The organism is Brevundimonas sp. NIBR11 (assembly GCF_027912535.1).
Taxonomy (GTDB): domain Bacteria; phylum Pseudomonadota; class Alphaproteobacteria; order Caulobacterales; family Caulobacteraceae; genus Brevundimonas.
Genome location: NZ_CP115465.1, coordinates 2,733,602 through 2,755,088, shown reverse-complemented (window position 1 = coordinate 2,755,088; position 21,487 = coordinate 2,733,602). Strand labels below are relative to the sequence as shown.

The following is a 21,487-nucleotide window of genomic DNA, read 5'->3' as shown; positions in this document are numbered from 1 at the left end:
CCTCCTGGCTTCTCGGTGGGGCCGATCACAGGATTCCATGCTCTACGCACTTCACGAGCTCGCCTACCAGTCGGCGCAGCCTTTCCGGATCGGGGCGCAGTTCGCCCGCAGATTCTGGACCTCTCCGCTCAACCCGGCGTCGGAAACGGCGATCGGACGCACGGCCTATGCCTCCGCCGAGCTGTTCGAGAGCGTCACGCGTCGCTACGGCAAGCCGGCCTGGGGGCTCGAGACGATCACCATCAACGGCCAGCCGGTGCGCACGATCGAACAGGTCGTCTGGGAAAGCCCATGGGTGAAGATGGTGCGGTTCGCCCGCAACGTCGGCGACCTCAAGCGCGCCAAGAAGCCCGTCGCGGCGCCCAGCGTCCTCATCGTCGCGCCGCTCAGCGGCCACTACGCCACCCTGCTGCGCGGCACGGTCGAGACCTTCCTTCAGGACCACGACGTCTATGTCACCGACTGGGTCAACGCCCGTCAGGTGCCGATGCTGGAAGGTCGGTTCGATTTCCACGACTACATCGACCACGTCCGCACCATGCTGGCCCAGATCGGCCCGCGCGCCCACGTCGTCGGCGTCTGTCAGCCCGGCCCGCCGGTCCTGGCCGCCGCCGCCGTGATGGCGGCCGAGAACGATCCGAACCGCCCGGCCTCCATGACTTTCATGGGCTCGCCCATCGACGCGCGCCTGTCGCCCACGGTGACCAACCAGCTGGCGGAGGAGAAACCCTTCACCTGGTTCAAGTCGAACATGATCCACACCGTGCCCTGGCCCTATCCGGGCTTTGGTCGGAACGTCTATCCGGGCTTCGTGCAGCTCTACAGCTTCATGTCGATGAACGAGCAGCGCCACACCGACGCCCACTGGGAATATTTCCGCGACCTGGTCGCGGGCGACGGAGACGGGGTGGAGAAGCACGAGGAATTCTACGACGAATATCTGTCGGTGCTGGACCTGACCGAAGAGTTCTATCTCCAGACCATCGACATCGTCTTCCAGTCTCATCTCCTGCCGCGCGGCCTTCTGGAGCACCACGGCGAGCGGGTCGATCTGACCAAGATCACCGACATCGGCCTGATGACCGTCGAGGGCGAGAAGGACGACATCTCGGGCGTCGGCCAGACCCAGGCGGCGCATACGATCTGCACCAACATCCCGGACGACCGACGGGTGCTTTACGTCCAGCCGGACGTCGGCCACTACGGCGTCTTCAATGGGCGGCGGTTCCGCGAGGACATCTACCCCCGCACCCGGGACTTCATCGCGGCGAATGAAAAGCTCTGCGCAGTATCAGACGGGTCAGCGGCTGCCGCTTGAGGGCGGCCACGCGCTCCGTCTCAGCGTCAATCCGCGCGCCCGTCGCGTCTCGATCCGGATCGACACCCGGAAGGGCGAGGCCGTCGCCATCGCTCCGTCGGAGAAACGTCTGGCTGATGCGGTCGCCTTCGCGCGGTCGAGGTCGGACTGGATCGCCGAGCGACTGGCCGCCCGCACCGAAGGCACGGCGCTCGAGCCCGGCGCGGTCATCCCTTTCTGCGGCGGGACCATCCGGCTTGAAGCCACCGGCGGCGCCGGAGCGGCCCGTCTGGTCGAGGATGAGGACGGTCTGCGCATTGTCTCGGGCGGCGAGGGCGAGGCCTTCGCCCGGCGCGTGATCAACCTTCTGAAGCGGGTGGCGCGCGAGGCGCTTGCGGCCCGCACGGACGTCCATCTTCGCGCCCTCGGTCAGCGGCCTGTCACGCTCAGCATCAACGACGCCGGGTCGCGCTGGGGTTCGTGCAGCCCGCATAAGCGGTCGATCCGCTACTCCTGGCGAGTGATCATGGCCCCGCCTGAGGTGCTCGACTACCTCGCCGCTCACGAGGTCGCCCATCTGGTCCATGCCGACCACAGCCCGGCTTACTGGTCCGTGGTGAAACGGCTGGTCGGCGACCATCGCCCCTTGCGCGCCTGGCTGCGCGACCACGGCGCCATGCTGCACGCGGTGGGTCGCTAGTCCCGCAGGGTCCGCATCGCCGCGAGCCGTCCGAAGGCGATCGTCAGGGCCTTGCGCCTTGCAGGGGCCAGCGTCGCGACCGGCGCGTCCCGGACCACCGCCCCGCCGAACGGATCGGCGACGATCAACCCTGGCTCGTCCGGCAGCACGCCTTCGGGGAACTCCGGCGCCACTGCGAAGAAGAAGGCGTCGCAGAAGGGCGCGTACTCCGGCCACTTCCGATCGACGCGATAGTCCTCGATGCCCGACTTCACCTCGACGATAATGATGTCGCCCTTGCGCCCCAAGGCCATGACGTCGGCCCGCCGTCCGTTGGGCAGACAGACCTCCAAGAGCGGCGCATAGCCCATGTCGGCCAGCAGCCGCGCCGCTCCGCGCGTGACGCCGAGCGTCGTCTCCGGACGGCTGAAAACGAGTTCGAGATGAACGGCGGCGGCGGCGGGCATTCCCGAGTTATGTTCCGGTTGCGTTCTCGTTTCAACCCAGGCGGCTCAAGTCGTGAGCGATCGCGTCGCCAGCGATAGCCGCCAAGATCAAAGTCCCGTCTGCACCGGGTTTGCAATATTGAATCCCAGCGCCCTGGCCCGCGCCAGTGTCGAGGCCCGCACCGCCGCCGAGGGGCTCTGGCTGCGATGCCAGATCCACCAGTTCGACTTGTTGGGCAGGCCCATGATGGCCCAGCTGTAGTCGGGCGCATGGTCCCAGACCCAATACTGCTGGGACGCGAGCCCGCCGAAGCTGAGGAGGCCGGCGAGGCTGAAGCGGAATTTGGCGTTGGTCGTGGTGTCCGTGACTGTGGCGTTGGCCCGCAGGGTCTCGACATTGCCGCTCGGTCTGCGCGTGCATGTGACGAGGATGGAGTAGCGGCCGTTGGCGGCCGGGTTGAAGTCGATCTGCGCCCGGCTGCAGTCGCGCTGCATGTTGTTCGGATTGCGCGCGATCTCGAACCAGCGGCCGTCGAACTGGCCCAGATCCACATCGGTCGACTGGGCTAAGGCCGGCGCCGCCGAGGCCAGAACGGCCAGCGAAGCGACGGCGGTGAGGCTGTGCCGGATCATGGGTCTGCGATCTCCGTTGGACCGGGAGATACGACGTCGGACGCCGTTCGGTTGCCTCAGCCGGCGAAGCGGGCCCGGTTCAGGGCCCACTCCGCCTTCGTCTGGCCCCACAAGTCGACCGTTGAACCTTCGAATGGCGGCGGCAGTTTTCCGGGCCCGCGATTGGTCGAACCCAGCCGCGCGGCCAGCTGCTGCGAGGCGACATTCGCCGGCGCGATGGAGTGGATCACGTCCTGCCAGCCCAGCACATCGAACGCATAGTCCATCGTCGCGACCGCCGCCTCCAGCGCATAGCCCTTGCCCATGGCGTCACGGTGCAGGCTCCAGCCCACCTCCGGCCCCGGCCAGCCGTGCGGGTTCCACGGACCGATCCGGCCAATCCACTGGCCGGTGAGTTTCTCGATCACCGAAAAGAAGCCCTCGCCGCTTAGGGCCCAGGCGCCCGCCACCGACATCATCACCCGCCAGACCTCGGCCGGGCTCCGCGCCCCGCCGATGAATTTCGTCGTCTCGGCGTCACCCTGAAAGTCGCACCAGCGGTCGAAATCCTCCATCGCCGTGGGGCGCAGGATCAAACGTTCGGTCTCCAGCGTGGGGCCGAGGGGCGAGGCGTGGCTCACAGCGGATACTCCCGTTCCAGTTCGTAGAAACTGCCGTTCTCGGTCAGGGTGCTCGAATAGAGGCTGAAGCGATCGACGCGGATCGGCGGCGAATGCAGTAGATTGTGGTTGGCGATCCAGGCCCCGATCCGGTCCGCATTGGTCTGGATCTTCAGATAGGCCAGGGTCAGATGCGGCCGGTACAGGCGCGGCTCCATCGGGATGCCGGCCCGCTCGGCCGCCGCCTTGCAGCGTCCGGCCAGGACGTTCAGCCGCTCGTTCGGCTCGAGCCCGGCCCATAGCGTATGGCTGCGATGCGCGTCGCCGAACGCACCCACGCCCTTCAGCTCGATATCGAAGACGCCGCCGGGAATCCGCGCCAGTTCGGCGGCCAGATCGTCGGCGCGCCGCTCGTCCACCTCGCCGTAGAAGGCCAGGGTCACATGCAGATGCTCGGCTCCCCGCCATCGGGCCCCGGGCAGGCCGGTCTGGCGGCGCGCCAGGGCCTCAGCCACGTCGAAGGGAATGGGAACGGCGGTGAACAGGCGCAGCATGCGACCGTTCGTAGCGCCGGCGGGGGAGGGCGGGAACCCCTGCGGCGATCCATCCCTTGCACGGGTGGTCCCCGACCCCGATATTTCACCCTTCGGCGCAGGGTTTGTCCTGCCGCCTCATTTGGAGAAGACACTCGCGATGAGCGACTTCAGAAACGGCTACTCGACGCCGGCTCCGGCCCAGGCCGACATGGCCGTGGACGCGGGCCTGCGCAGCTTCATGCTGGGCGTCTACAACAAGCTTGCCCTCGGCCTCGTGGTCGCGGGCGCCCTGGCCTACGCCACCGGCAATGTTCCGGCCGTACAACAGCTGCTTTTCGCGATCGGACCGGACGGCCGCGTCGGCATGACCGTCCTGGGCATGATCGTCCAGTTCCTGCCCCTGGTCCTGCTGTTCGGCTCGATGTTCTTCATGAAGAACCCGACCGCGCGCGGCGTGAACATGCTCTACTGGGCCGTCGTCGCCTCGATCGGCGCGGGTTTGGGTGTGCTGTTCCTGCGCTACACCGGCGGCTCCCTCGCCTCGACCTTCTTCGTCACGGCCGCCTCGTTCGGCGCGCTGAGCCTGATCGGCTATACGACCAGGAAGGACCTGACGGGCATGGGATCTTTCCTGATCATGGGCGTGATCGGCCTGATCATCGCCTCGATCGTGAACATGTTCATGCAGTCGGGGACGCTCTATCTGATCATCTCGGGTCTGGGCGTGCTGATCTTCGCGGGCCTGATCGCCTACGACACCCAGCGTCTGAAGATGACTTATTACCAGCTGGGTGGCGACCAGCAGGCGATGGGCGTGGCGACCGGCTTCGGCGCGCTGAGCCTGTTCATCAACTTCGTGAACCTGTTCCAATTCCTGCTGGCCTTCATGGGCGGCAACCGGAACTAGGCTTTTACAGGCTGAACGATCGAGGGCCCCGGGAGCGATCCCGGGGCCCTTTCTCTATTCCACCACCTGGAACTTCCGGCTGTCGAAGACCCGCAGCACCTGCGCCAGTTCCCGACCGCGCTTCAGCACCACCCCGCCCTCGCCGATTACGGACCATTGGCCCTGACGGGTCTGCAGAGCCGGGCGCTTCTCGATGCGATAGGCCGGGGCGTCGCCCGACCGGCGGAAGACGGCGAACTCGGCCGCCTCCTTGCCGCCGACCATGGCGTAGTCGCGCCATTCGGCCTGAGCCACCATCCGACCGTAGACCCTCAAGATCAGGTCCAGCTCGCGCCGCTCAAAGAAGACGGAAGCGGGCTGAGAGCCGCTGTCGTTGGCGCCGGAATCGCAGGTCATTCAGGTCAACTTAGGTGCGCCTCCGACAAACGCCAGCGGGGCGCCCGCCCCGCGTGACGAACAAAATAGCCACGACACGAAATGGCCCCGTTTCGGTCCTTCGTCGGCCCGGTTGGACGGCGAAACAGTGAGCGTCGGCCTGACGGAGTTCGGAAGCGTCCCGGATCCTGAACAGCCCCCCCAGCCCCCCTGGATGTTGCCGTACCAGGCTCCGCCAGGCCGACGCTTCCTCCAAAGCGAGACCCCCGCCCTGCCTCCCCCTCCCCTCCGGCACGGCGGGGGTTTTGCTGTGTGAGCATGACTCCACAGCTTTGTTGGGGCGCTACCGCTCGCGACGCGGTGGCTCGGTGCTTGAGAGCTCTGGTTAGAGCGTTACCCCTCGACGCGCGGCGTTTCGCTGCTTGAGCGCGGTTACACACAGTCCAGTCGTCAGATGTGCAAACGTTCCTGATGGTTAGAGCGAGGGCGCCTATCCTCAAAAGGGCGTGTGGATCAGTCCGCGCCGGGAATGACGATTTCGACGCTCTCGTCGCCGCGCTGGACCGTCAAGGTGGCGCCGGTCCCGGAGCCGAGCGCGCGGCCGAGTTCGGCGAAGCTCGACACCGATTGGCCGTTCGCGGCCGTCACCAGATCGCCCGCGCGCAGATCCTGCTGAGCCGCCGGAGAGCCGCCCTCGACTGCCACGACCAGGACGCCCGAGGCGCTGATGCCGTCCGACGGCCTCAGGTCACGGAAGTTGGCGCCGTAGGCCTGAACCGCCGCCGCGCCCACCTGAACCACGTCGGTCGACGGGACCTCCGTGCTCAGCCGTGTCGTCGCCTCGTGACCGTTGCGCAAATAGACGAGGGTGATCGGCGTTCCCGGCGCGGCGATGCCGACCGTGGCCTGGACCGAGCCGGCGTTGGCCACCGGGCGGTTCTGGATGCGGGTGATGATGTCGCCGCGCTGCAGGCCGGCGCGCTCGGCCGGTGAGCCCGGCATGACGTCCTCGACGATGGCGCCGCGAACGAAGCCCAGCCCGGCCTCGACCGCCCGCTCGGCGTTTAGCGACCCCAGGGTCGCCCCAATCCGGCCGCGCGTGACCTCGCCGTGGGCGCGCAGCTGCTCGACCACGAACAGCAGTATGCGGGTCGGGACGGCGAAGGCGATGCCGTCGTTGCCGCCGTCGATCCCGCCCGACAGGATCGATGTGTTGATGCCGATCAGACGCCCCCGGCTATCCAGCAGCGGCCCGCCCGAGTTGCCCGAGTTCACGGCCGCGTCGGTCTGGATATAGTCCTCGACCGCGTCGCCCATGCCCGACCGACCCAGACCGGAGATGACGCCCATGGTCAGGGTCTGGTCCAGACCCAGCGGATAGCCGACCGCGAACGCCAGGTCGCCGGTGCGCAGCGTATCGGAATCCACCGTCTCCACCTGCGACAGGCCCGAGGCGTGGATCTGCAGGACGGCGATGTCGGTCGCCTTGTCCGAGCCGATCAGGGTGGCGTCGACCAAGCGTCCGTCGGTCATGTCGACGCGGAATTTCTGGCCATCCTCGATGACGTGGTGGTTGGTGACGATGATGCCGTTGGCCGCGTCGATGATCACGCCCGAGCCGCTGGACACCGGCGTGGGCTCCGTCTGGCCGGTGGTCGGCCCGGCCGACATGCCCAGTGTGGTGACCTGGACCACCGCCGGCAGCGTCCGCTCCAGCCCGGTGGCGAAGCTGAAAACGCCTCGCCGCGCGTCGTAGGGCAGGGGGAAGTTCTGAGCCGTCTGCGCCTGGGCGACCCCGGCGACGGACCCCAGCAGCGTCAGGGCGAGGGCGGAACCGGTCAGGAGGCGAAGGCGCGTCATGGTGTATCCCTGAGTCTAGGCGGTCAGCCTAGCGTGAGAACCTTGCCGTGACGATGGCTCCCGGCTTCGCGTCATCAATCGTCATCCGCCCCCCGTGACGCCGCAGGATGGCGCGCACGAAGGTCAGACCCATGCCGTGGCTGTCCGGGCTGCGCGGCGCCGCAGGCTGGCCGGCGACCATGCCCGGCCCCTGATCGGCGACCGACAGGGCGGGGCCTTCCTCCGCGTCCCAGGCGCGCAGGGTCACGATCCCGCCGTCGGGCGAGAACTTCACCGCATTGTCCACCAGATTGGCTACCGCCCGCTGCAACAGGGATCGCACCCCCAGCACAGAGACCGGCACCCCCTCGGCGACGATGCGGATGTCGCGGACGTCGGCGATGGGTTGGTAGAGCTCGACCGCCGCCTCGGCCAGGACGTCCAGCCGCACGCTCTCGAACAGCCAGGCCTCGCCGTCGCGCAACGCCATGGCCTCGTTCATGGCGCGGGTGATGTCGGCCAGATCCCGCCCCGCCGCCTCGCCCAGCCGCATCCGCTCGACCGGGTCCTCGGTCTCCATCAGCTTGTCGAGACGGGCCGAGGCGCGGGCCAGGGGCGTGCGGAAATCGTGGGCCAGCTGGTCCGCGGAATCCCGCAGCCAGCTCAGAAGCTCCTCCAGCCGGTCCAGCGTCCGGTTCACCTGGGTCGACAGCTGGGTCAGCTCGGGCGCCACCGCCACGTCGGGCGCCCGTCGCGAGAAATCGCCCAGCGCGGCGCGGTCCAGCACCGAACTGACCTCGGCCATGGCGCTGGTCAGGCGCTGGCGCGCGAACATGGCGGCGGTCAGGCCGGAGACCAGGATCAGGGCCCCGGTCAGGGCGACGGCCAGCACGGCCCAGCGCCAGGCCACGCCGGAGGGATCCACGACCCGCCCGACGATGATCGACAGCGACCCGATCGGCCGCTTGACCACGATCACCTCCACCCCCCGCGTCGGGCACAGCTGGCCGGGGTCCAGCCGGATCAGGAAGACCCCCTCGCCCAGCCGCGTCAGCCGCTCGGCCCGCGCCGTCTCCAGCGCCATGAGGCCTGCGGGCTTGCCGACCGGCGCGCGGATGAAGCGGACCCCCGCGCCCCCCTGACCCGTGCGGCAGGTCTGCTCCAGGGTCGTAGCGTTGCGTGTCGGCCCGTCCTGGAAGGCGCTGAGGAAGGCGGACATATAGGCGGCGTCGGCCTCGGTCATAGCCCCCGCCTCCATCATGGAATCGGCCGGAAGCTTGGAGGCCATCGCGCCATAGTCGGCCAGGGCCAGAAGCGCGGCCTGCTGACGCTGGTCCAGCCGCGCCGCCTGCCCCGTGACCATCAGGGATCCGGTCAGGGCGACGGCCGCCAGAATGGCCAGACCCGCCGCGAGCTGGGTCAGAGTCCGCCGCGCCATCCAGGCCGACAGGCCCTCGGGGCGAACCCTCCGCCAGATCCCCCCGAAGCTCAAACGCCTACGCCGCGTCCAGGTCGCGGAAGATCAGGCTCTGGCTGCGGGCCGAGACGATCAGCGGGTGCAGGTCCTCGCCCAGTTCCGGCGCCTGTTCCTTCAGCCGGCGACGCAAGGCCGAGATGCGGGCGTCGATGATGTTAACGAAATTATCCGGCAGGAAGGTCCATTCGACCCAGCAGCGGTCCCACAGCATGGTCTTGGTCACCGGCTGGCCGCGCGCGGTCATCAGTTCCGAGACGATGGCGAACTCCAGAGGCGACAGGTCGATCAACCGCTCCCCGCCCTCGATCATCAGCTTCAGGGTCCGGGCGCCCGGCGAGAGGCGGAACGGTCCATTGATCAGGTCGGCGTTGGCGGGCTTGGCGCGACGGGCCACGCGACGAAGCTGGGCCGCGATCCGGGCCAGCAGCTCCTCGTCGCCGACGGGCTTGGACAGATAGTCGTCGGCCCCGCCCAGCAGGCCCTCGACCCGCTGGCGCTCGCCAATCAGCGCGGTCAGCATCAAGGCCGGGGCGTCCGACGACGGTCCCGCCGAGACCCGCAACCGCTTCAGCGTCTCCAGCCCGTCCAGCCCCTTGGTCAGGCGATCCAGGATCAAGACGTCATAGGCATGGGTCGCCGCAGACGTCAGGGCCTGTTCGCCCGCATCGACGCAGTCCACCGCCTCGAACCCGGCGCGTAGCAGACGGTCCGAGACATGCTCGGCCAGGGCCGGATCGTCCTCCAGCACCAGAGCGCGCCGGCCGGCGAACACCTCGGCCAGTGCGGCGAAGGGATCGTTGTCCGCCGCCTGCTCGATTTCCATGCTGCTCATCACTCGACCCCGACCGTGTGACCCGCAGGTATAGACCCCGCCGGCGCCAAGACAATGCGCCCGGCCGTCCCATCCTAGAGGCTGGCCCGCCGCGCGCCGCTGATCCTTCCTGACGGTGGGCGGTTGTCGCCGGGTCGCGCCGTGATAGCGTCAGTCGATTTCAAGGGAGAAGACGCCATGTCCACGCTCGCGATCCTCACCGCCCTCGCGCTCCAGACGACCACGGCCGCCGACCCCGCCTCGGCCGAGGCCGTCGCTGTCAAGGCCCCGGTCAACGCAACCTTCGCCGCCCTGGCCGCCCGCGACGGCGCCCTTCTGGCCCCGCATTTCGATCCCGAGGCGCGCATGCTCGTCGCCCTCGAGCGCCCCGACGGAACCCGCGCCGTCCGCCGCCTGACAGGCGCCGAGTTCGCCGGCGGCCTGCGGCCCGGCCCCGAGACCTACCAGGAGGTTATGCCCGACCCGGTCATCGTCATCGACGGCGACGTCGCTTCGGTCTTCGGCCGTTACGTGTTCAAGGTCGACGGCGCCATCGTCCACTGCGGCGCCAACCATTTCGACATGGTGAGGAGGGACGGCGCCTGGACCATCGCCGGCATCACCTGGAGCCAGCGCACGACGAGGTGCGAGGGTTCGAGATGAAGTATCTTCAAAGCCATTGGAAGCCGCTTCTGGTCCGCGGGCTAATCTTCGTCGCCGGCCTGTTCGCCATAGGCTATTTCGCGGGATGGGATCTTCGGACCGCTTGGCCAGCGATTTTGATTGCCTCTGCGGTCCTCAGTATCGCGTGGACCTTCGTCGCCTAGAACGCGCTCTCGCCCGTGATCGCCCGTCCCAGGATCAGGGCGTGTACGTCATGCGCCCCCTCGTAGGTGTTCACGGTCTCCAGGTTCATCGCGTGGCGCATCACGTGCAGCTCGCCGGTGATTCCCGCTCCGCCGTGCATGTCGCGGGCCTCGCGGGCGATGGCCAGGGCCTTGCCGCAGTTGTTGCGCTTCATCAGCGAGATCGCCTCCGGCACCCAGGCGCCGGTGTCCAGCAGGCGGCCCAGGGCATAGGCGCCCTCAAGCCCGAGGAAGATCTCGGTCTGCATGTCGGCCAGCTTCTTCTGCACCAGCTGGCGCGACGACAGCGGCCGGCCGAACAGCATCCGCTCGCCGACATAGTCCCGCGTCGCATGCAGGCAGAACTCGGCGGCGCCCATCGCGCCCCAGCTGATGCCGTAGCGCGCCTTGTTCAGGCAGGAGAACGGCCCGCGCAGCCCCTTCACGCCGGGCAGGAGATTGGCCTCGGGCACGAAGACGTCGTTCAGCCCGATGTCGCCGGTGACCGAAGCCCGCAGCGACAGCTTGTCGCCGATCTTGCCGGTGGTGAAGCCCTCGAACCCGCGCTCGACGATGAAGCCCCGGATGACCCCGTCCAGCTTGGCCCAGACCACGGCCAGGTCCGCGATCGGCGAGTTGGTGATCCAGTATTTGCCGCCATTCAGCCTGTAGCCGCCATCGACCGCCACAGCATTGGTCTTCATCGACGCCGGGTCCGACCCGCCGTCCGCCTCCGTCAGGCCGAAACAGCCGACCAGTTCGCCTGCCGCCATCCGTGGCAGGAAGCGCATTTTCTGCTCCTCGGACCCGAAGGCGTAGATCGGATACATGGCCAGCGACGACTGCACCGACATGGCCGAGCGATAGCCGCTGTCGACCGCCTCGATCTCGCGCGCGATCAGCCCATAGGCGACGTGGCTGACGCCCGATCCGCCGTACTGTTCCGGCAGCATGGCGCCGAGGAAGCCCATCTCGCCCATCTCGGTCATGATGGTGCGGTCGAACTCTTCATCGCGGAAGGCGGCGACGACGCGCGGCAGAAGCTTCTCGCGGGCATAGGACCGGGCCGCGTCACGGATGGCGCGCTCGTCCTCGGTCAGCCGGCTCTCCATGTCGAACGGGTCGTCCCATTTGAAGGTCTGGGTCACGGATGCGGCGCCGTCGGCCATGGGGTCGGTCCTCTTATGTCGCGGGCTTCTCACGCGAGCGTGACGCGCAGGCCCTGTTTCGAGCGACGGTTTAGGACAGAATGCTGCCGGCGGGTAGAGCGAGCGCCCGCGTCACGCTAGGCTGACCGGATGATCCGCGCCTTGAAGACCCTGTTCGTCGATCACCCCAAAGAGGTGGGCGAAACCTATCTGGAGCACGCCGGCGTCGCCACTCGGATGGGCTGGCGGCTGGCGAAGCTGTCGGGCTGCGCCTTCATCCACGCCGTCATGCCGGGCGCGCACAAGACGACCGTCTCCACCGCGATCAAGCGGATGGCCGACGACATGGGCTATCGCGCCGAGGTGGCCCGCGAAAGCCGGATGAAGGACGCCGGCGCCTTCGATCCCGGTCTTTAAGGCATGACCGCCCAAGCCCTCGCCGGCGTCCGCATCCTCGACCTCTCCCGCGTCCTCGCCGGTCCCTGGGCGACCCAGACCCTGGCCGATCTCGGCGCCGAGGTGATCAAGATCGAACGCCCCGGTGTCGGCGACGACACCCGCGCCTGGGGCCCGCCCTTCACGACGAAAACCGATGGCTTGCGAGGCGACAGCGCCTATTTCCTCTGCGCCAACCGGGGCAAGAAGTCGGTCGAACTCGACATCGCCTCGCCCGAGGGCGCCGCGACCATCCGCAAACTGGCCGAGACCTCCGACGTCCTCGTCGAGAACTTCAAGGTCGGAGGGCTGAAGAAGTACGGCCTGGACTACGCCAGCCTTGCGGCGATCAATCCGCGTCTCGTCTACTGCTCGATCACAGGTTTCGGCCAATCGGGCCCGCGCGCCGGTCAGGCGGGCTACGACTACATGATCCAGGCCATGGGCGGGCTGATGAGCGTTACCGGCCAGCCCGACGGCGCGCCAGGCGCCGAGCCGATGAAGGTCGGCGTCGCGGTCGTCGACCTGGCCACCGGCCTCTACGCCTCTAACGCCATCCTCGCCGCCCTCCTGCATGCGCGCGTATCGGGTCACGGTCAGCACGTCGACATCGCCCTGTTCGACGTCCAGGCCGCCATGCTGGCCAATCAGGCGACCAACTATTTCGTTTCCGGCAAGGCCCCGACCCGGATGGGCAACGCCCACCCCAACCTCGTCCCCTACCAGCCCTTCCTGACCTCGGACGGCATGGTCGTCGTCGCCGTGGGCAATGACTCCCAGTACCGCGCCTTATGCGGCGCCCTCGGAGCCGACGATCTGGCCTCCGACCCCCGCTACGCCGGCAATGCGGGACGGATCGAGCACCGCACCGAACTGGTCGCAGCGATCTCAGCCCTGACGCGCGACCTGACCATGGCCGAGCTGTTCGACCGGCTGGAGGCGGCGGGCGTCCCCTGCGGCCCGGTCAACACCATCGACCAGGTCTTCGAAGAACCCCAGGCGAAGCACCGCGGCCTTGAGATCGACCTCCCACGCGACGACCTCTCCACGCCCACCAAGACCGTCGCCTCCCCCATCCGCCTGTCGAAGACCCCGGTCCGTTACGATAGCGCCCCGCCGCGACTGGGGGCGGATACGGACGAAGTCCTGGGCTCTATCAGCCGCTGACCCTGGCGACGATCTCTTCGGCGGACAGCGGCTCAGGTCCGACCGAAGGTGGCGCGCAGCGACCCAGCGCGGAGCCGTCGTCGGGTGTGAACCCAGGTTCCGAAAGCTGAACCAGAAGCTCTTCCACCCATGCAAGGCGCGATCTGGAACCGTACGGATCAGCGCCCCGCTGACCCGATCATGCCTGACGACGGGCGATACGAGCAGTTCGAAGCCGCCAAGGATCGTTGGGTCCAGAATGGCTTGCGTTGTCCGACGAAGGCTGCGCAGCAAAGGGACTATTTCGCCCGTGTCCGGCGGAGGGGGCGAGACGACGTGTAGATGGGGCTCGTGGTGCTCGATCGTCGAGACCTGGTCGCCCCCTCCGTCACCTCGCGACGGGCTCGCTGCCAACCTCCCCATCCTGCGGACGGGAAGGAGACTTACGTTTCAGTCGAAGATGTCGAAGATGCTGTCGCGCTTCTTCTTTTTGTAGCGGTAGTCGTCGTCGCGGTAGCGCGGCTGTTCGCGATGCGGATCTCGGTATTGGGGCTGCTGCGGCGCGTGACCCCAGGGCTGGCTCTGTTGGGGCGGCGCGGCATAGGCCTGCTGGGCCGGAGCGGCGTTGGCGGCCGCGCCCTCCATCAGCTTTTCGAGCTCGCCGCGATCCAGCCAGACGCCCCGGCAGGTCGGGCACATGTCGAACTGGACGCCGTTGCGGTCCAGGGTCGTCATCTGGGCGTTGTCGTTGGGGCACATCAGAAGGGGCAAGGCGGTCTCCTCGGTTTGACCTAGAGGTGGCGCCGCCCCAACGCGACGCCAAGCGGGGCGGGGTGTCGCAGCCCGCGCCCCGTCCACCGTGTTCAGTCCTCGGCCAGGACAATGACGCGGTCCTCCGGCAGGTACTCGAGCGCCTCGGACTTGGACGGGTTGACCACGACCCCACCCATGTTGCGGCCGTCGTCGTCCTCGGACGCACGCTTGCGGCGGTAGCCGATGGCCGTCTCGCCGCGCTGACGGGCGGCTTCGGCGATGGTGTAGAAAGTCACCGGGCCCGACAGGTCCACATAGTCGCCGACCGGGCGCATGTAGATTTCGGAGCCGTCCTCATCGAGCAGGTCGTCGAAGATCGACGACAGGTATTCGTTCTCCGACGCTTGGGCCAGCATCAGGCTGACGAGCTTGTTGGACACCACGAAGTCGTCGGCGCGGGTGACCTCAGCCAGCTCCCGGTTGCGGATGTCGATCATCTCCGACACCACCGAGATATGGGTGCCCAGACGCTCCGACAGCTTCCTGAGGTGAAGCAGGGTGATCAGGGTGCGGGTATCCGCCGACTGGGCCTCCATGGTGTCGGAATAGCCCAGCACCATGATGGAGTCGTAGCTCACCGGGTCGAGCGCCTCGATCGAGGCCGAATGGCTGGTGTCGATGGTCCTGGATTCGATCTTCATATTGGTCGAGCCGAGCGGCATCGAGGCGATCTCCTCGGCGAAGCCGGGCGTGTCGCCGGCCACGGTCAGGGTCGAGCCGGGGCGGACGTATTTCGACAGCTCGTAGGCGATCATGGGGCCACGTCGGTTCCAGCCGATGATCAGGGTGCGTTCGGCCTTGCGGCGCACGGCCTTGGGCTTGCGCAGGGCCGAGGCGTCGATCAGGTCCTCGGGCAGGGGGGTCAGTTTGATGGAGTCGTCGTCCTCCGCGATGATGATCGCCCTCGACCCCGAGGTGATCACCTCGTCCATCGGCGGGTTCATCTTCACCCGACCGTCGGCATAGCGCAGGCCGATCAGGGCCGAATCCTCATAACCCATGACGGCGTCACCGAAGGTGACGCCGACCAGTTCCTCCAGTTCGGTCGTGTAGATTTCGCAGCCGTCGAAATCGAGCAGTTCGGAATAGACGGCCGATAGGCCCGCCTGACGCGAGGACTGGACCACGATGCGCGATATCAGGTCGTCGGCGAGGACCAGCTGGACCTCGTCGCCGCCGACGATGCGGGCGACCTCGGCGTTCTTGGAGTCCCGCAGCTCGGCCGCGATCAGATAGCGCTCCTCGCGGCGCTTGGGATCGTTGGTCAGCGCCAGAACGGTCTTGATGACCTGGCTGTCCGGATCGTCCACGCCTTCGGGCGAGACCACAATGATCGAGCGGCAGGCCTGAGGGTTGACGATCGACAGGTCGAACAGGTCGGTCGGGTCGCCCGAACGGCAGATGATCTGGGTGTTCTTGAGATCCTCAACCTTGTCGGCGATCTCGTCCTCCATCTCGATCTTGTCCTTGTTGGCCATGATGACGATGCGCGGGTTCTTCCGGCTCTCGTTGGCGATGACCAGTTCGGAGATGATGTCGAAGATCGAGGCCGACCAGTTGAGAATGATGGTGTGGTCGCTCTCCAGCACGCGCGAGCGGCCCTTGCGCGCCTCCTCGATCTTGGCGTCCAGACCGGCCGAGATGACCGAGATCAGGGCCGAGAAGACCAGGATGCCCATGGCGGTCACGAACAGGTTCAGGCCGCGGAAGGCCCAGCCGGCGTCGCCGGCCACCGTGCCGGCGTCCGTGGTGCGCATCAGCGACTGCCAGAGGGCTTCGATGAAGCTCCAGCCGCCGTCGGGACCCCAGCGAGTCAGGGTCAGGATGGTCGCAGCGAACAGGATGGTGATCAAGGTGACCAGACCCAGCCAGCCGACCAGGGCCATCGCTCCACCCGACATCGACTTGTCGAAGCCGTACTTCAGTCGTTCGCCCAGCGAGACCTCGCCCAGTTGCTGACCCTTGGTGGTGTTGGCCTTGGCGGCGCCCTTGGCGGCGTTGCGCGCGGCATTGGCGCGAGTGAGCGATCCCATGAAACGGTCGGTGTCCCTGATCCTCGCCGATCCCCCTGATCGACGCTTCCGATGCCTGCGACAAAATGCGCGTGAACGGCGTTCCGGCCACGCTTAATGCGGTTTTCGGGCCTTTGGAAGCTGACGATTTCAGACTAGAAGGTCGGCCTCCCCCCTACGCCAGCCTGAGGTTTTCTCATGCGCTATCTGCACACCATGGTCCGTGTCGCCGACCTGGACGCCTCCCTGCATTTCTGGACGACCCAGCTGGGCCTCGAGGAGGTGCGCCGCATGGAAAACGAGAAGGGCCGGTTCACCCTGATCTTCCTGGCCGCGCCGAAGGACAAGGATCGCTCGGCCGCCGAGCGCGCCCCCGAGGTCGAGCTGACCTACAACTGGGATCCCGAGGTCTATGCGGGCGGGCGCAACTTCGGCCACCTCGCCTACAAGGTCGACGACATCTACGCGACCTGTCAGCGGCTGATGGACATGGGCGTGGTGATCAATCGGCCGCCGCGCGACGGCAACATGGCCTTCGTGAAGTCGCCGGACGGCATCTCCATCGAACTGCTCCAGGAGGGCGCGCCCAAGGAACCGGCCGAGCCGTGGCTGTCGATGCCCAACACCGGGACCTGGTAGTGCGTCTGGCGCTGATCGGCGCGGTCGCCCTCGTGGCTGGCTGCGCCTCGACGTCGGAGACCAATCTCGGCCGCACCGCGACCGAGCAGCTGTTGATGGCGCGCGCGGCCGACCAGGCCGTCGACGGCCTGCGTCTGCCCATCCCGCCGGGATCGCGGGTCTTCGTCGACAACCGGTACTTCCAGGGTGAGGGATCGTCCTATGCGATCTCGGCGGTGCGGAACGCCCTATCGGAGGCCGGTTTCGCTCTCGCCGACGACAAGGGTCAGGCCGACGCCGTGTTCGAGCTGCGCGCCGGCGCCCTGTCGCTGGAGCAGATGCGCCGGGTGGTCGGCATGCCGCCGCTGGCCGTACCGATCAACGAGAATTTCAACGTCGTCTCCTTGCCGGAGCTCAGCCTCTACAGCCGCCGCGACCGGGTCGGCGTCGCGGAGTTCTCCGGCTTCGTTTACGACGCGCGGACGGGCGCGCCCCTGGGCGCCGTGTCGCCGATGATCGGCGAGTACCGCATCCGCAGCCACAAGCTCCTGATGGTCGTCAGCTGGGGCCAACAGTCAGCCCGCCCCGGCGAGCGCGACCCCGGCGACAGCTGGCGAGAGTTCTGACGACTAGCTCAGGGTCGCCATGTCGATAACCGCGCGGTAGCGGACCTCTCCGTTCTCGACGCGGGCGTAGACCTCGTTGATGTCCTTGATGTCGATGACCTCGATCTCTGGCGCGATGCCGTTGGCGGCGCAAAAGTCGAGCACGTCCTGGGTTTCCTGCAGATTGCCGATCAAGGACCCGGCGACGGACTGGCGACGGAATGCAAGCTTGGAGTTATCGACCCCGTCCACGACGTCGAGATTGCCGACGACGACGAACTGGGCGTCGCGCTTCAGAAGGTCCAGCAGGGCGCCGATCTCGTGCTTTTCCGGCACGGTCGACAGGATGAAGTCGAAGGTTCCGGCCAGCGGCGTCAGGGCGGTCTTGTCGGTCTCGACGTAGGCGGCGTCGGCGCCCTGGGCTTTTGCATCGGCGATCTTTTCGGGCGTCGAGGTCAGGACCGTCACATGGCAACCCAACCCCTTGGCCAGCTTCGCCGCCATGTGACCGAGACCGCCGAAGCCCAGAATCGCCACATGGTCGCCCGCCTCTATCCCCCAGTGTTTCAGCGGCGACCAGGTCGTAACCCCGGCACAGAGGATCGGCGCGGCGGCGGCCGGATCGAGGCCCTCGGGGATCGTCAGGGCGAAGTCCTCCTTGACCACCACCATATCGGAATAGCCTCCGAACGTGTTGTCTCGGCCGTACATGTTGGAGCCGTCCTCGGTCTCCGTCGCCGGGGTCATCGGTCCATTGTAGGTGGCCAGCCAGCCGTTCGGCCCCTCGCAATAGTTCTGGTCGCCATGGGTGCAAGCCTCGCACTGACGACAGCTGTCGATCATGCAGCCGACGCCGACGATGTCGCCTTCCTTGAAGCGGGTCGCCCGGGCGCCGGCCTTTTTCACCCGCCCGACCACCTCGTGACCGGGGATGCAGGGATAGACCGTATTCTTCCACTCGTTCTTTACCTGGTGAATGTCGGAGTGGCAGACGCCGGTGAACATCACCTCGATCTGGATTTCGTCGTCCTTGGGCTCCTCGCGCTCGATCTCCATCCGCTCCAGCTTGGCGGCGGCGGACTTTGCGCCATAGGCGACGGACGTGATCATGGGGAGACTCCGGCTGACTGAGCCCGACTGAACCCTGCGCCCAAGACGTTGTTCCAAATGGCCAAGCCGGGTTTCGACGCCCGGCCCGGTGACGCAGACCCGGCGCCCGCCTATGTTCGCCCCATGTCCGACACCGCCGCGCCCCAAGCCCTTTCCGAAGATCGCCCTCTCACTCAGGACGGGCCCGCCGTGCGGCTGTGGCTGATCGACGCCTCGGCCTACATCTTCCGCGCCTACCATGCGTTGCCGCCCCTGACGCGAAAGTCCGACGGCCTGCCGGTCGGTGCGGTGCAGGGCTACTGCAACATGCTGTGGAAGCTGCTGAAGGACATGAAGGGCGCCGACGGTCCGACCCACCTGGCCGCCATCTTCGACCATTCTGAGAAGACGTTCCGGAATGACCTCTACGACCTCTACAAGGCCAACCGCTCGGCCCCGCCCGAGGATCTGGTGCCGCAGTTTCCGCTGGTGCGTGAGGCGACGGCGGCCTTCGGCGTTCACTGCGTGGAACTGCCCGGCTACGAGGCCGACGATCTGATCGCGACCTATGCCTGCAAGGTCCGGGACATGGGCGGGGAGTGCGTGATCGTCTCGTCCGACAAGGACCTCATGCAGCTGATCGGCCCCTCGGTCGTGATGTGGGACCCGATGAAGGACCGCCGCCTGGCCGAAGAGGCGGTGATGGAGAAGTTCGGCGTGACCCCGGACAAGATGATCGACCTCCAGGCCCTGATCGGCGACAGCGTCGACAACGTCCCTGGCGCCCCCGGCATCGGTCCCAAGACGGCCGCACAGCTGCTGGACGAATACGGCGATCTCGACACGCTTCTGGAGCGGGCCGGGGAGATCAAACAGCCCAAGCGGCGCGAGACTCTGATCAATTTCCGGGATCAGATCCTGCTCAGCCGCGAGCTGGTGAAACTGACCTGCGACGCCCCGGCGCCCGAGGCCATCGACGATTTCAAGATGCGCGATCCCGATCCGGCCGTGCTGTCCGCCTTCCTGGAGGCGATGGAGTTCCGCAGCCTTCAGCGCCGCGTCGGCGACGGCAAGCTGGCGGGGCACGACGGCTCGGCCTTCGCCCCCGCCCGGCCCGCCCCCCTGACCGCTCCGGTCATCTCGCCTCGCTATGCGCCCCAGGCTGTTCCGGAGGGCGTCGAGAAACAGGCGGTGGATCACGACTCGTACCGCTGCATCCAGACGCTAGAGGAGCTGGACGCCTTCCTGGCGCGGGCGACGGAGGCGGGGATCGTCGGCTTCGACACCGAGACGGACGCCCTGTCGGCGACGCATGCGGGGCTGTGCGGAGTCAGCCTGGCCATCGGGCCGAACGACGCCTGCTACATCCCCCTGACCCACGAGCACGAGCCGATGGCGGGATCGGGCGGGCTGGATTTCGGTGGCGAGGGCGATACGCGCACGCCGCTGGAGCAGCTCGACAAGCCCACCGTCCTGGCGCGGCTCAAGACCCTGCTGGAGGACCCCGCCGTGCTGAAGGTCGTGCAGAACGGCAAATACGATCTGACCGTCATGGCGCGGCGAGGCATTCGGGTCGCGCCGACCGACGACACCATGCTGATCTCCTATGTGCTGGAGGGGGGCCTGCATGGGCACGGGATGGACGAGCTCAGCCGTCTGCATCTCGGCCACGACCCCATCCCCTTCAAGCACGTCGCCGGCGTCGGCCGTCAGCAGAAGTCGTTCAAGCACGTCGAGCTGAAACCGGCGACCTGCTACGCCGCCGAGGACGCGGACGTGACGCTCCGTCTATGGCGCATCCTCAAGCCCCGGCTGGCGGCGGAGGGACTGGCGACGGTGTACGAGACCCTGGAACGGCCCCTCCCCGCCGTCCTGTCCGACATGGAGCTGGAGGGGATCCGCGTCGATCCCGCCCGCCTGCGCCGCCTGTCGTCGGAGTTCGGCCTGCGCATGGCCGAGCTGGAGCAACAGGCGCACGAACTGGCCGGCCGCCCCTTCTCGATCGGCAGTCCCAAACAGATCGGCGAGCTTCTGTTCGGCGAGCTCAACCTGACCGGCGGCAAGAAGACCGCCTCGGGCCAGTGGGAGACCGGCGCCGCCACGCTGGAGGCCCTGGCTGAGACCCACCCCCTGCCGCGCGCCATCCTGGATTGGCGCCAGCTGTCCAAGCTGAAGGGCACCTATACCGACGCCCTGGTCGCGGCGATGGACGAGAAGACCGACCGGGTTCACACCAGCTATCAGCTGGCCGCCGCCACCACCGGCCGCCTCGCCTCCTCGGACCCGAACCTCCAGAACATCCCCATCCGCACCGAGACCGGCCGCCAGATCCGCCAGGCCTTCATCGCGCGCGACGGCTGCGTCCTGATCTCGGCCGACTACTCCCAGATCGAGCTGCGGCTTCTGGCCCACATCGGCGACATCCCCGAGCTGAAACGCGCCTTCAAGGCCGGCATCGACATCCACACGGCCACCGCGTCGGAGATGTTCGGCGTCCCGGTCGCCGAGATGGACCCCGAGACCCGCCGACGCGCCAAGGCCATCAATTTCGGCATCGTCTACGGCATCTCCGCCTTCGGCCTGTCGAACCAGCTGGGCATCGACCAGTCCGAGGCCGGGGCCTACATCAAGACCTATTTCGAACGCTTCCCCGGCATCCGCGACTATATGGACAAGACCCGCGCCGAGGTCCGCCAGGCGGGCTTCGTCTCCACCGTTTTCGGCCGCCGCATCCACATCCCGGCCATCCATTCGAAGTCGGGCGCCGAACGCCAGTTCGGCGAACGCGCCGCCATCAACGCCCCGATCCAGGGCGCCGCCGCCGACATCATCCGCCGCGCCATGATCCGCATGCCCTCAGCCCTCGAGGCCGCCGGGCTTTCGGAGGTCAAGATGCTGCTCCAGGTCCACGACGAACTGGTCTTCGAATGCCCGGACGCCCTGGCCGAAACCGCCATCCCGGTCATCCGCCGGGTCATGGAAGGCGCGGCGGAGCCGGCCGTGGCCCTCACCGTCCCTCTGGTCGTCGAGGCCAAGGCCGCCAAGAACTGGGACGAGGCGCACTAGCGGTCGGGCCAAAACTAGGCCGATCGGCTATCGCAATCTGCGGCCTAGCTGTTCCTCAAGCTCCCTCTGGTTGTGGTGTCGCGTGGAGCGCGGTAGCGTCTGCATCCGTTG

At 67.4% G+C, this 21,487-nt stretch carries 21 protein-coding genes; 9 read left to right on the top strand and 12 right to left on the bottom strand.

Annotated elements, in window-relative coordinates:
• The first annotated feature begins 37 nt into the window (after positions 1-37).
• Both phaZ and O5O43_RS13820 read left to right on the top strand, forming a co-directional pair.
• Complete coding sequence (gene phaZ / locus O5O43_RS13825; RefSeq protein WP_271084477.1) at positions 38-1,318, top strand: polyhydroxyalkanoate depolymerase; 1,281 nt, start codon at positions 38-40, stop codon at positions 1,316-1,318.
• The gene (locus O5O43_RS13820) at positions 1,272-1,997 is read left to right on the top strand and encodes a SprT family zinc-dependent metalloprotease (protein ID WP_271084476.1); all 726 of its coding nucleotides are present in this window, start codon (positions 1,272-1,274) and stop codon (positions 1,995-1,997) included. The genes phaZ and O5O43_RS13820 overlap by 47 nt, the downstream gene beginning before the upstream one ends.
• Here the strand turns inward: O5O43_RS13820 and mmcB are convergent.
• The 4 genes from mmcB to thpR all read right to left on the bottom strand — a co-directional run bounded on the left by mmcB (position 1,994) and on the right by thpR (position 4,208).
• Positions 1,994-2,443: a DNA repair putative endonuclease MmcB gene (gene mmcB / locus O5O43_RS13815; protein WP_271084475.1), complete on the bottom strand. Its 450-nt coding sequence runs from the start codon at positions 2,441-2,443 to the stop codon at positions 1,994-1,996. The two genes, O5O43_RS13820 and mmcB, sit on opposite strands and share 4 nt — an antisense overlap.
• A gap of 87 nt (positions 2,444-2,530) precedes the next feature.
• Positions 2,531-3,055, bottom strand: coding sequence for a lipocalin family protein (locus O5O43_RS13810; RefSeq protein WP_271084474.1), 525 nt, complete (start codon positions 3,053-3,055; stop codon positions 2,531-2,533).
• Between the two features lie 56 nt (positions 3,056-3,111).
• The gene (locus O5O43_RS13805; protein ID WP_271084473.1) at positions 3,112-3,675 is read right to left on the bottom strand and encodes a GNAT family N-acetyltransferase; all 564 of its coding nucleotides are present in this window, start codon (positions 3,673-3,675) and stop codon (positions 3,112-3,114) included.
• Positions 3,672-4,208 (bottom strand): RNA 2',3'-cyclic phosphodiesterase, encoded by a 537-nt coding sequence (gene thpR, locus O5O43_RS13800; RefSeq protein WP_271084472.1) that lies wholly within the window; start codon positions 4,206-4,208, stop codon positions 3,672-3,674. Before thpR ends, O5O43_RS13805 begins: the two co-directional genes overlap by 4 nt.
• Positions 4,209-4,347: 139 nt before the next feature.
• Here thpR and O5O43_RS13795 point away from each other — a divergent pair, with 139 nt between their 5' ends.
• Positions 4,348-5,097: a Bax inhibitor-1/YccA family protein gene (locus tag O5O43_RS13795; protein WP_271084471.1), complete on the top strand. Its 750-nt coding sequence runs from the start codon at positions 4,348-4,350 to the stop codon at positions 5,095-5,097.
• 54 nt (positions 5,098-5,151) lie between these two features.
• Here the strand turns inward: O5O43_RS13795 and O5O43_RS13790 are convergent, their stop codons facing one another.
• The 4 genes from O5O43_RS13790 to O5O43_RS13775 form a co-directional block, all read right to left on the bottom strand.
• Positions 5,152-5,493 (bottom strand): DUF2794 domain-containing protein, encoded by a 342-nt coding sequence (locus O5O43_RS13790; RefSeq protein ID WP_271084470.1) that lies wholly within the window; start codon positions 5,491-5,493, stop codon positions 5,152-5,154.
• A gap of 492 nt (positions 5,494-5,985) precedes the next feature.
• Positions 5,986-7,332: a trypsin-like peptidase domain-containing protein gene (locus tag O5O43_RS13785; RefSeq protein ID WP_271084469.1), complete on the bottom strand. Its 1,347-nt coding sequence runs from the start codon at positions 7,330-7,332 to the stop codon at positions 5,986-5,988.
• A gap of 28 nt (positions 7,333-7,360) precedes the next feature.
• Positions 7,361-8,803, bottom strand: a complete 1,443-nt coding sequence (locus O5O43_RS13780) for a HAMP domain-containing sensor histidine kinase (RefSeq protein WP_271084468.1) — start codon at positions 8,801-8,803, stop codon at positions 7,361-7,363.
• 4 nt (positions 8,804-8,807) lie between these two features.
• Positions 8,808-9,620, bottom strand: a complete 813-nt coding sequence (locus tag O5O43_RS13775; protein ID WP_271084467.1) for a response regulator transcription factor — start codon at positions 9,618-9,620, stop codon at positions 8,808-8,810.
• Positions 9,621-9,797: 177 nt separating this feature from the next.
• Here O5O43_RS13775 and O5O43_RS13770 point away from each other — a divergent pair, with 177 nt between their 5' ends.
• Positions 9,798-10,262 (top strand): nuclear transport factor 2 family protein, encoded by a 465-nt coding sequence (locus O5O43_RS13770; protein WP_271084466.1) that lies wholly within the window; start codon positions 9,798-9,800, stop codon positions 10,260-10,262.
• A 160-nt stretch (positions 10,263-10,422) separates the two neighbouring features.
• Here the strand turns inward: O5O43_RS13770 and O5O43_RS13765 are convergent, their stop codons facing one another.
• Positions 10,423-11,613 (bottom strand): acyl-CoA dehydrogenase, encoded by a 1,191-nt coding sequence (locus tag O5O43_RS13765; protein WP_271084465.1) that lies wholly within the window; start codon positions 11,611-11,613, stop codon positions 10,423-10,425.
• A 129-nt stretch (positions 11,614-11,742) separates the two neighbouring features.
• Between O5O43_RS13765 and O5O43_RS13760 the strand changes: the two genes are divergently transcribed.
• Both O5O43_RS13760 and O5O43_RS13755 read left to right on the top strand, forming a co-directional pair.
• Positions 11,743-12,009, top strand: a complete 267-nt coding sequence (locus tag O5O43_RS13760) for a DUF6356 family protein (RefSeq protein WP_271084464.1) — start codon at positions 11,743-11,745, stop codon at positions 12,007-12,009.
• A gap of 3 nt (positions 12,010-12,012) precedes the next feature.
• Positions 12,013-13,194 carry a CoA transferase gene (locus tag O5O43_RS13755; protein WP_271084463.1) on the top strand — a complete coding sequence of 394 codons (1,182 nt, stop codon included), beginning with the start codon at positions 12,013-12,015 and terminating at the stop codon, positions 13,192-13,194.
• 429 nt (positions 13,195-13,623) lie between these two features.
• Here O5O43_RS13755 and O5O43_RS13750 read toward each other — a convergent pair whose 3' ends face one another.
• On the bottom strand, positions 13,624-13,944 hold the full coding sequence (locus O5O43_RS13750; protein ID WP_271084462.1) for a zf-TFIIB domain-containing protein: 321 nt from the start codon (positions 13,942-13,944) through the stop codon (positions 13,624-13,626).
• Positions 13,945-14,036: 92 nt separating this feature from the next.
• Positions 14,037-16,019, bottom strand: a complete 1,983-nt coding sequence (locus tag O5O43_RS13745) for a hypothetical protein (protein WP_271084461.1) — start codon at positions 16,017-16,019, stop codon at positions 14,037-14,039.
• Between the two features lie 177 nt (positions 16,020-16,196).
• Here O5O43_RS13745 and O5O43_RS13740 point away from each other — a divergent pair, with 177 nt between their 5' ends.
• Together O5O43_RS13740 and O5O43_RS13735 are read left to right on the top strand one after the other, a co-directional pair.
• A complete protein-coding gene (locus O5O43_RS13740; protein ID WP_271084460.1) occupies positions 16,197-16,637 on the top strand; it encodes a VOC family protein in 441 nt (146 codons plus the stop codon).
• Positions 16,637-17,242, top strand: coding sequence for a DUF6655 family protein (locus O5O43_RS13735; RefSeq protein WP_271084459.1), 606 nt, complete (start codon positions 16,637-16,639; stop codon positions 17,240-17,242). Before O5O43_RS13740 ends, O5O43_RS13735 begins: the two co-directional genes overlap by 1 nt.
• 3 nt (positions 17,243-17,245) lie before the next feature.
• On the opposite strand, the gene O5O43_RS13730 is transcribed toward O5O43_RS13735, so the two are convergent.
• On the bottom strand, positions 17,246-18,331 hold the full coding sequence (locus O5O43_RS13730) for an NAD(P)-dependent alcohol dehydrogenase (RefSeq protein WP_271084458.1): 1,086 nt from the start codon (positions 18,329-18,331) through the stop codon (positions 17,246-17,248).
• Positions 18,332-18,454: 123 nt separating this feature from the next.
• On the opposite strand from O5O43_RS13730, the gene polA reads away from it, so the two are divergent.
• On the top strand, positions 18,455-21,376 hold the full coding sequence (polA, locus tag O5O43_RS13725; RefSeq protein ID WP_271086440.1) for a DNA polymerase I: 2,922 nt from the start codon (positions 18,455-18,457) through the stop codon (positions 21,374-21,376).
• Positions 21,377-21,487: the final 111 nt, after the last annotated feature.